We start from the raw sequence: 8,704 nt of genomic DNA on the forward strand, positions 1-8,704 counted from the left end.
GGGAGGTACAGCTATGATCACCGACTTCCGCTACCGGGGTGCCTCCACAGGAAAGAAACTCTTCATCTCCATAGCCATCTTTGTGATGTCGCTCTATGTACTGCTTATCCTCTACCCCCTGATCAACATGGTGCTCTCCTCATTCAAGGGTAACCGTGCCATCCTCTCCACCCCGTTCTCACTTCCTGAGGAGTTTAGCTTCTCCACCTATAAGACGGTGTGGATCGACAAGGGATTCTCCCGGTACTTCGCCAACAGCCTATTGGTGACTACAATCTCCATGGCCTTGGTACTCCTCTTCGGCTCCATGGCCTCCTACGGCATAAGCCGCTACACCTACCGACTCAATACCCTGGTCTATATGCTCTTCCTGAGTGGGATCATGTTGCCCTTGAAGGCAGCGATCATCCCCCTCTTCCTCTTGATCAAGACCTTGGGGCTTATCAACAAACCACTTTCGGTCATCCTGATCTTCATGGCGATGGGACTTCCCTCCACTGTCTTCATCCTTGCTGGGTTCATGAAGGGAATACCCTTGGAACTTGAGTATGCTGCCAAGATCGATGGATGTAATGACTTTGCCATCTACCGGCGTGTGGTGATGCCGATGGTTGCCCCGGCTATTGCCCTGGTAACCATCTACAATGCAGTACCGATCTGGAACGACTTCTTCTTCCCCTTGGTGTTCCTGCAGTCAGACAAGGTAAAGACCTTGCCTGTTGGACTTTCGACATTCTTTGGCCAGCACAGTACCAACTGGAGCCTACTCTTTACCGGCCTATCCATAGCAATACTGCCCATGTTGGTCCTGTACTTGTTCATGTCCAAGTACTTTATCAAGGGAATGACCGCTGGTGCGGTCAAATAGGAGAATCAATGTCCCATACCAATCTACCTACCACAGAGATGAGAAACCCAGCATCCTACCGAATCGACACCAAGAGCACGCTTGAGATACTCACTATCATCAACCAAGAAGACCAGAAGGTCCCCCTTGCTGTTGCCCAAAGACTAACCGAGATCGCTTCTCTGGTGGACGATGTCGTCATCTCCTTCAAGAAGGGGGGAAGGCTCTTCTACATTGGGGCTGGGACTTCAGGAAGACTTGGTGTACTGGATGCCTCAGAGTGTCCTCCAACCTTTGGGGTGAAGCCCACCATGGTCCAGGGGGTTATCGCAGGGGGTCTTCCAGCCCTCACCACTGCCATTGAGTCGGCTGAGGATAATCCAGAGGCAGGTATTGAGGAGTTAAGGGAAAGAGCATTTACCAAGGATGATGTCCTGGTAGGAATAACGGCAAGCGGTCAGGCACCATATGTCATCGGGGCAATGGCATGGGCGCAGGAGCTGGGGGCAAAGGTTGGAGCGATCAGCTGCAACGAGCACTCAGCGGTATTCGACCATGCTGACCACAAGATCTACATAGCTGTCGATGCTGAGATCATCACCGGCTCAACGAGGATGAAATCGGGAACAGCCCAGAAACTGGTGCTGAATATGATCACCACAACGGCGATGATTAGAATCGGGAAGGTGTATAATAACTTGATGGTAGACCTGCTTCCCCTGAACTCAAAGCTGGTTGACCGAGCCAAGCGCCTGATCAGTGAGGTGACTGCCTGTAGCAGGGAGGAAGCAGAAACACTCTATGAGGCGAGCAACGGCAGCATCCGTGTCGCCATCCTCATGCATCTGCTCTCCGTTAATGCAGAGGAGGCAAAGAACTTGCTTGAGAAGAGTGATGGTAGCTTGAACCGGGCACTGGACAGCAGAGGAGTGGTACATTGAGAGAAGGCTTTACTTTTGGTATAGATGGAGGGGCAACACGCTCACGTCTTGCCGTCCAGGATGCGGAGGGGAATCGGGTACGTGTCATAACCGGTGGACCGACCAACCTCTACACAGGAAAACCCGAAGAGGCTGCCCTGCATCTACGCGAGCTCTTCGACCAGGTTAAGGAGTTTGGCCCATTCAAGGCAGGATGCATCGGCTCGGCAGGACTGGGAAGGGAAAGCGAGAAAAACACTTTTTCCAGCATCCTGGAGACGTTGCTTCCCTCTGTTCCTGTTATGCTCTGCAGCGATGGGGAGATTCTCCTGGCCGGTGGTCTTGGTGGCCCTGAGGGATATGCCTTGATCAGCGGAACAGGCAGTATTGCCCTAAGCAGAACGAAGGAAGGAAAGACCATGCGATCAGGTGGCTATGGCTACCTCCTCGGGGATGAGGGCTCTGCTTACTGGATCGCTCACCAGGCATTGAAGCGGTCCCTCCGCTCCCTCGAGAGGAGAGACCTTCCCACAAGTATGCTGGAGAGTCTCCTCGAAGCCTGTGCCCTGCAGAAGAGCGAGGAATTGGTTTCCTATGTACACCACCAGGCAAGCAAGGCTGACATTGCCTCCCTCGCCCCGATTGTGACCGCGTTTGCGATACAGGAAGATCCCTTGGCACTCGCAATTCTCGAACAAGCTGCAAGGGAGTTGGCCACTTTAATAGAGGCGGTACAGAATCCTGAGATCAGAAACAATGAACTGGTGGTAGCGGGCGGTGTTTTGGAACACGACCCAATCGTGCGTCCACTGTTCGAAACCTTTCTCGCTGAGCGATTGGAACACCTTGTCATCATTGAAAGCAGAGGAACGGCTCTCGATGGAGCATGCCTGCTGGCAAGGGAGTTGGGACAGACACCTTAGGAGAATCCCATCTGATATCTTACTTTTATGGTTGATGCTTAATTTCATACACCCAGACAGCCAATGGGGACTACCTTCACCCCATCAGGTCTTTCATAGGCAATTTCACTTGCAGTGAGAACCATGAGAAACGATGGAGCTTGCATTTTGTGTAGTTTTATAAGACGTACAAGCTCAAGCAAATGTTCCGCTCCTTCATCAATTCCACTTCCTCCCATTTTACATTCAATAAGCGCATATCGTCCATCCCGAAGATGGAGCACACAATCACACTTCAAGTCATATCGATCATGATAGTATGAGATTGATCCTCCCATTTTCTGTGAATAGACTCTGAGATCTCGTATACAGAGCGTTTCAAATACAAACCCCATAAAGGGAAGATCTTTAAGTAACACATCTGAACTCAGCCCCAATCCGGCAACAACTAAGGAAGGGTCCGCAAGCTCGTGCTTGGAACGGGAACGAAGCGCGGTCTTGGATCGAATTGCAGGATTCCAAGCTGGAACATCTTCCACAATATAAAGCCGCTGCAATGCATTTAAATATTCGTAGTATGTTGTCTCAGAAAAGGAGAGATCATTTGCTTGAATGTCACCGATTATGCTTTCATTTGTAGCTAGAGTGGATATATTCCGGGCATAACTACGTAATAAATTCATGACTCTTTGAGGATTTTTCTTAGAACCAGAAGTCCTTGAGACCTCACTTTCGGCTAAGGACACAATATACTCTTGAGCGATTAATAATGCAGATTTTTCTGACTTATTTACAGAAGCTGGCCACCCTCCCCTGCACATCAAGAATGCCAAATCAGGTATGGCTATTTCAGATTTTTGAGGATCAATCGGTGTTGTTGATGAGAACAGGGAAGAAAGCGAAACTGAACCATTCGACTCTCCTGACTCAAATAGACTCATTGGACGCATAACTAGACGACTTATTCTTCCAGTTCCAGAATGATGAATTCCATCATCAACAGGGACTGAAGATCCAGTGAGGATAAACATGCCTTCTTCCTGCTCATTATCAACAGCAAGTCGAACTGCATCCCAAATTGGAGGCACTACCTGCCATTCATCCAAGAGTCGTGGGTATGCACCTTTCAAAAGGTACGAAGCATTAATCTCAGCCATCATCCTATTAGACTCACCTTGATCAGGATCCTGAAATCGAATAATGCTCTTTGCCTTCTGTTCAGCGGTTGTGGTTTTCCCACACCATTTTGGACCTTGGATATTAACAGCTCCAAAAGTTTGAAGATATTCTTCAAGCAGAACATCAAGAATTCGAGTAATGTATGATTTCACAATAGTCTCCTTATTTATTATAAAATAGCATTTTATAATACTTTTGTCAATTTCACCGGAGACTTTTGCGCTGTTTTACCGGAGACTTTTGCGCTGTTTTACCGGAGACTTTTGCGCTGTTTTACCGGAGACTTGCGCCGAGAATTATACTTACGAGTATAATACTCGTAAGTATAATATCTAAGCAGAAGAACAAGAGTAGGTTGGTCAGGAAAGACTTCCTCCGCTCGGCAGAACTATTCCACCACATTGAAAACCGTTACTACTACTTATTTAGTAAATCAGGCTTTACTGATGAAGTGAAAGCCAATGCCCAGATTGAGGGAATTACGCTTGTTGCACTGGAAGATTTATTCCTGGTTGAATAGCTACCACATAAGAGAGGGTCACCCTCATGTGGTGACCCTCACATTGAAACAAAGATCTCTTTAGAATACAGAACCTGCGTCGTAATGATCCATTACATTGCTCTTGTCAACCAAGACAGAGGGGAGCACTACAGAAGTAGGCTTGCTAGCGGTGTGGAATGCATCAGACTTTCTGCCTTCTGCGACATCCAGACAGTACATGATGGCATCATAGACCATTGACGGGTGGTAGGTGGCTGTTGCCTTTACCAACGGGTCATCGTTCATGATCATCTCGTACGCTGCCTTGGAACCTGCACCACCAAAGACCAGCTTGATATCCTTTCGGCCACTCTCCTTGATAGCCTGAAGGACTCCAGTCATGACATCATCATCCTGGCAGAATACAGCATGGATCTCAGGATACTTCTGGATATAGTTCTCCATCAGCTCCAGGCCCTTCTGGGTTGACCAGTCGGCGAAGTCATAGTTTCTTCCACCGGCGAGGTTGACCAGAGAAGGTTCCTTCTGCATCTCGTCGAAGAATGCATTCATTCTCTCGCCATCGATAACAACAGGCATACCACCCATGGCAACATACTTGGTAAGGCCGTTTTTCTTCATGTAATCTCTCACGAAGATACCGGAGACCTTTCCCATCTCAGAGTTGTTACCAGCGAGGTTGATGTAACCGAAGGATGTATCGGTCAGACCGCGGTCTACAACGATACACTTAACGCCGGAGGCGTGTGCTTCCTTTACCACAGGGGTAAGGGGAGCTGACTCATGAGGAAGGATTACCAGATAGTCCATGCCCCAGACCATGAGGTCCTCGACATCGGAGATCTGCTTTGCATACCCGTCAGCATGCAATACCTTGAACTCATACTTTCCAGGATACTGCTCCTTCAGTTCCTCGACAGCCTTGTCTGCCCACCAGCCGATACCTCCAGTCCAGCCGTGGTCAGGAGAGGGAACCGCAATACCGATCTTGGGAACACCAGCAGCGCCCTCAGAGACACCCTGGGCGAAGACCATACCGGCGGCAAAGATCATACAGAGAGCGATAATCAAAACTCTTCTCATTTCCAATCCTCCTTGATTGAACCTTTATTTGTTACCGTTGTTGTACTGCAAGAGTACCGCAACAATAATGACAAACCCTTTCACTGCCTGCTGCAGGAAGGCACTGATACCTCCCATGACAAGCATGTTGTTGATGATTCCCAGCATCACCGCACCCATCATGGTGCCGATGATACTTCCCTTTCCTCCGCTCATCAGGGTTCCCCCGATGACCACAGCTGCGATGGCGTCCATCTCATAACCAGCACCATCGCTTGGGTTGATACAGTTGAGCCTGCTCGACCACATCACAGCGGTCATACCTACCGTAAATCCCGTAATGATATAGGGGAGCCACTTCACAATGGTAATATTGATCGCCGAGTATTTCGCTACCTGCTCATTGCTTCCCGTTGCACAGAGATACCGGCCAAAGCTCGTATGGTTCAACACGACATGCAACAAGATTCCCACGATAAGGAAGCACCAGACCGGAATAGGTAGGCCAAGGAAAATACCACTGCCAAGCTTCCCGTAGTCCATATTCTCCGAGAGGATGGTACCTGCATTGGAGATGTATTGGATAAGGGAGCGAAAGATCGACATGGTACCCAGGGTGACTATAAAGGGAGCCATCTTGAACTTAGCCACCATGACCCCGTTAAGCGCTCCGCAGAGCGATCCCAGTACCAGAGCAAAGAGGAAGGTCAGAACTATGCCCCAGACAGAACTAGGACCGAAGAGATTGAGGAAGTAGATTGCAATCCCTCCCACGAAGGCGGTCATGGAACCTACCGAGAGGTCGATACCCCCACTGATGATTACCAGCGTCATCCCCAATCCGATGATTCCCGTATAGGAAATCTGCCTGAGAATGTTCGTTAAGTTCCTCATTTTCAGGAAGTTGGGCCACCCGAGAATGGTGGCGATCACCACAAGGATAAGGAACGCCATCCCCAGGGAGTGGTCCTTGAACTTGAACTTTTTCACAGAAGACAGCAGTTTATTTTCACCCATCTTTTTCTACACCTTTCTTGATTCCTGTCGCATTGAATACAATGTTTTCCTCAGTAATCTCTTCCTCATCCAAGCAGCTAGCTACCTTTCCTTCCCGCATAACGTAAGCCCGGTTGCACATCCCAATTATCTCCTCCATCTCGGATGAGATAATGATGCAACTGATCCTCGCCTCAGAAAGCTGGTGAATGAACTCATAGATCTCCCGCTTTGCGTTGATATCGATTCCCCTGGTAGGCTCATCAAGGATGAGAATCTCAGGATTGGTATCCATCCACCGAGCAAGATACACCTTCTGCTGGTTTCCCCCGCTGAAGAACCGCAGCTCAGACTTCTTCGAAGCGGCCACGATATTGAACTCATCAATGTAATGATCGCTTGCAGCTGTCTCAGCCTTCTTGTCGATCAGAAGCCCTTTGAGATATTTATCCTTCAGGGAGATCAGGCTGATATTCTTGGTAATGTCATAGTTCATGACAATCCCCTTGCCCTGCCTGTCCTCACTGATATAGCCAAGACCAAGGGAGACGGCATCCTTCGCACCGCGGATCCTCACCGGTTTTCCCTTGACGTGAATCTCCCCACCCTCCATTCTCCTAAGCCCCATCACCGTCTCCATCGTCTCAGTGCGACCTGAACCGACAAGCCCGGCAAATCCTAGGACCTCTCCACGATGGAGGGAGAATGAAACATCCTTGACCATGGGCCCACTCTTCAGGTTCTTGACCTCAAGCACAAGTTCCTCTGCCCTTCTGTCCTTCTTGGGAGGGAAGACCTGACTGAAATCACGCCCAACCATCTTCTTTGCAAGCGTATTTGCATCAAGGTTCCTTACCTCATCCACACTTACCAGCTTCCCGTCCCTGAGCACGGTAACCCGGTCACAGATGGTCATGACCTCCTGCAGCTTATGGCTTACAAAAAGCATGGTGACCTTCTTCTCCTTGAGCTTTCGCATCAAGGAGAACAAAGTCTTCACCTCAACCGGGGTAAGGGTGGTGGTCGGCTCATCAAAGATCAGGACCCTGGTATCGAGGATCATGGCCTTTGCAATCTCCACCATCTGTTTCTCAGCCACAGAAAGCTCACTGATGTACTTGTTCACATCAAGGGGCATCTTCAAAAGCTCAAGCTGAGCCCTCGCTTCCTCCCGCATCTTTGCCTTATCCAGGAGAAGCCCCTTATGAATCTCATTTCCGAGGAAGATATTCTCGAATACCGTCAGGTAATTGATCAGGTTGAACTCCTGGGGAACGATACCAATCCCCAGTTTCTTTGCCGTGATATAGTCGGGAATATTGGTAAGTTGGCCATCCAAGCGGATGGTTCCCTCAGTTTTCTGGTAGATTCCGCTGAGAATCTTCATCAACGTGGATTTACCAGCCCCATTCTCCCCGATAAGCCCCATGACCTCTCCTTCCCGTATGGAGAAGGAGACCCGGTCTAGGACACGGACAGATGAGAATTCCTTGACTATACCTTCCAGACTGAGAAGGATCTTGGATTCGTCCATCAATTCTCCATTGCTCCATCGAAATCAACATTCGAGGGTTCGAAATCAACTCTTCTCACCAGCTCAAGTGCTTCACTCGCACCAAACAACCTATCCATGCCATTGTCTTCCCATTCAACGGACAAGGGACCATGGTATCCAGCTGCATTCGCTTCGCGGATGATCATGTCAAAGTCGACATCCCCGTGACCTGGGGAGACGAAATTCCACCCTCTTCTCAAATCACCGAAGGCAAGGTGGGATCCAAGGATACCGCTCCTGCCGTCCAGCTTCACCAAGCTGTCCTTGATATGCACATGGTAGATATGGGAAGCGAAATCACGGAAGAAGAGTGCAGGATCGATTCCCTGCCACTGAAGGTGACTTGGGTCGAAGTTGATACCAAGAGCTTCTCTCTTCTTGAACTTCTCCAGGAGACGCTGGGTGCTGTAATAGTCATATGCGATCTCAGAGGGGTGTACCTCAAGAGCAAACTTCACGCCCTGCTTGTCAAACTCATCAAGGATCGGAGTCCAGAGGTCGTAGATCTCCTGGTAGCCATCCTCGATCAACTGCTCTGAGTTGGCAGGGAATGAGTAGAAATACTTCCAGATCGGGCTACCCATGAATCCGGTAACCACCGAGCAACCCATGTTCTTTGCTGCCTGGGCGGTGTACTTCATCTGGTCGATTCCCCACTGGCGGATTGCCTTGTCATCACCCTTGAGGCTCTTGGGGGCAAAACCGGCAAGACGGGGATCGCCAAAGGCATCTCCGACGCAC

At 49.5% G+C, this 8,704-nt stretch carries 9 protein-coding genes; 4 read left to right on the forward strand and 5 right to left on the reverse strand.

All coding sequences use genetic code 11. The features are described from left to right. The 3 genes from JF818_RS14500 to JF818_RS14510 all read left to right on the forward strand — a co-directional run. Nucleotides 1-868 (forward strand): carbohydrate ABC transporter permease (locus JF818_RS14500; protein WP_233067943.1); only part of this gene is annotated, 868 nt, incomplete at its 5' end. A gap of 8 nt (nucleotides 869-876) precedes the next feature. Beyond that, entirely contained in the window at nucleotides 877-1,788 is a 912-nt protein-coding gene (gene murQ, locus JF818_RS14505) for an N-acetylmuramic acid 6-phosphate etherase (protein ID WP_198892684.1), read from the forward strand. After that, nucleotides 1,785-2,690, forward strand: coding sequence for an N-acetylglucosamine kinase (locus tag JF818_RS14510; protein ID WP_198892685.1), 906 nt, complete (start codon nucleotides 1,785-1,787; stop codon nucleotides 2,688-2,690). Before murQ ends, JF818_RS14510 begins: the two co-directional genes overlap by 4 nt. 44 nt (nucleotides 2,691-2,734) lie before the next feature. Here the strand turns inward: JF818_RS14510 and JF818_RS14515 are convergent, their stop codons facing one another. Further along, entirely contained in the window at nucleotides 2,735-4,000 is a 1,266-nt protein-coding gene (locus tag JF818_RS14515; protein ID WP_198892686.1) for a DUF4143 domain-containing protein, read from the reverse strand. Nucleotides 4,001-4,203: 203 nt separating this feature from the next. Here JF818_RS14515 and JF818_RS14520 point away from each other — a divergent pair, with 203 nt between their 5' ends. Continuing rightward, nucleotides 4,204-4,368 (forward strand): hypothetical protein, encoded by a 165-nt coding sequence (locus JF818_RS14520; RefSeq protein WP_198892687.1) that lies wholly within the window; start codon nucleotides 4,204-4,206, stop codon nucleotides 4,366-4,368. A 60-nt stretch (nucleotides 4,369-4,428) separates the two neighbouring features. Here JF818_RS14520 and JF818_RS14525 read toward each other — a convergent pair whose 3' ends face one another. From JF818_RS14525 to JF818_RS14540, 4 genes are all read right to left on the reverse strand, one after another. Next, a complete protein-coding gene (locus tag JF818_RS14525) occupies nucleotides 4,429-5,433 on the reverse strand; it encodes a substrate-binding domain-containing protein (RefSeq protein WP_198892688.1) in 1,005 nt (334 codons plus the stop codon). Between the two features lie 24 nt (nucleotides 5,434-5,457). Further along, nucleotides 5,458-6,429, reverse strand: a complete 972-nt coding sequence (locus tag JF818_RS14530) for an ABC transporter permease (protein WP_198892689.1) — start codon at nucleotides 6,427-6,429, stop codon at nucleotides 5,458-5,460. Next, a complete protein-coding gene (locus tag JF818_RS14535; protein ID WP_198892690.1) occupies nucleotides 6,422-7,942 on the reverse strand; it encodes a sugar ABC transporter ATP-binding protein in 1,521 nt (506 codons plus the stop codon). Before JF818_RS14535 ends, JF818_RS14530 begins: the two co-directional genes overlap by 8 nt. Next, nucleotides 7,942-8,704, reverse strand: a 763-nt coding sequence (locus JF818_RS14540; RefSeq protein ID WP_198892691.1) for a sugar phosphate isomerase/epimerase, incomplete at its 5' end; no start/stop codon positions are given. The genes JF818_RS14540 and JF818_RS14535, both read right to left, overlap by 1 nt.

Source organism: Sphaerochaeta sp. S2 (assembly GCF_016406725.1).
Lineage (GTDB): Bacteria > Spirochaetota > Spirochaetia > Sphaerochaetales > Sphaerochaetaceae > Sphaerochaeta.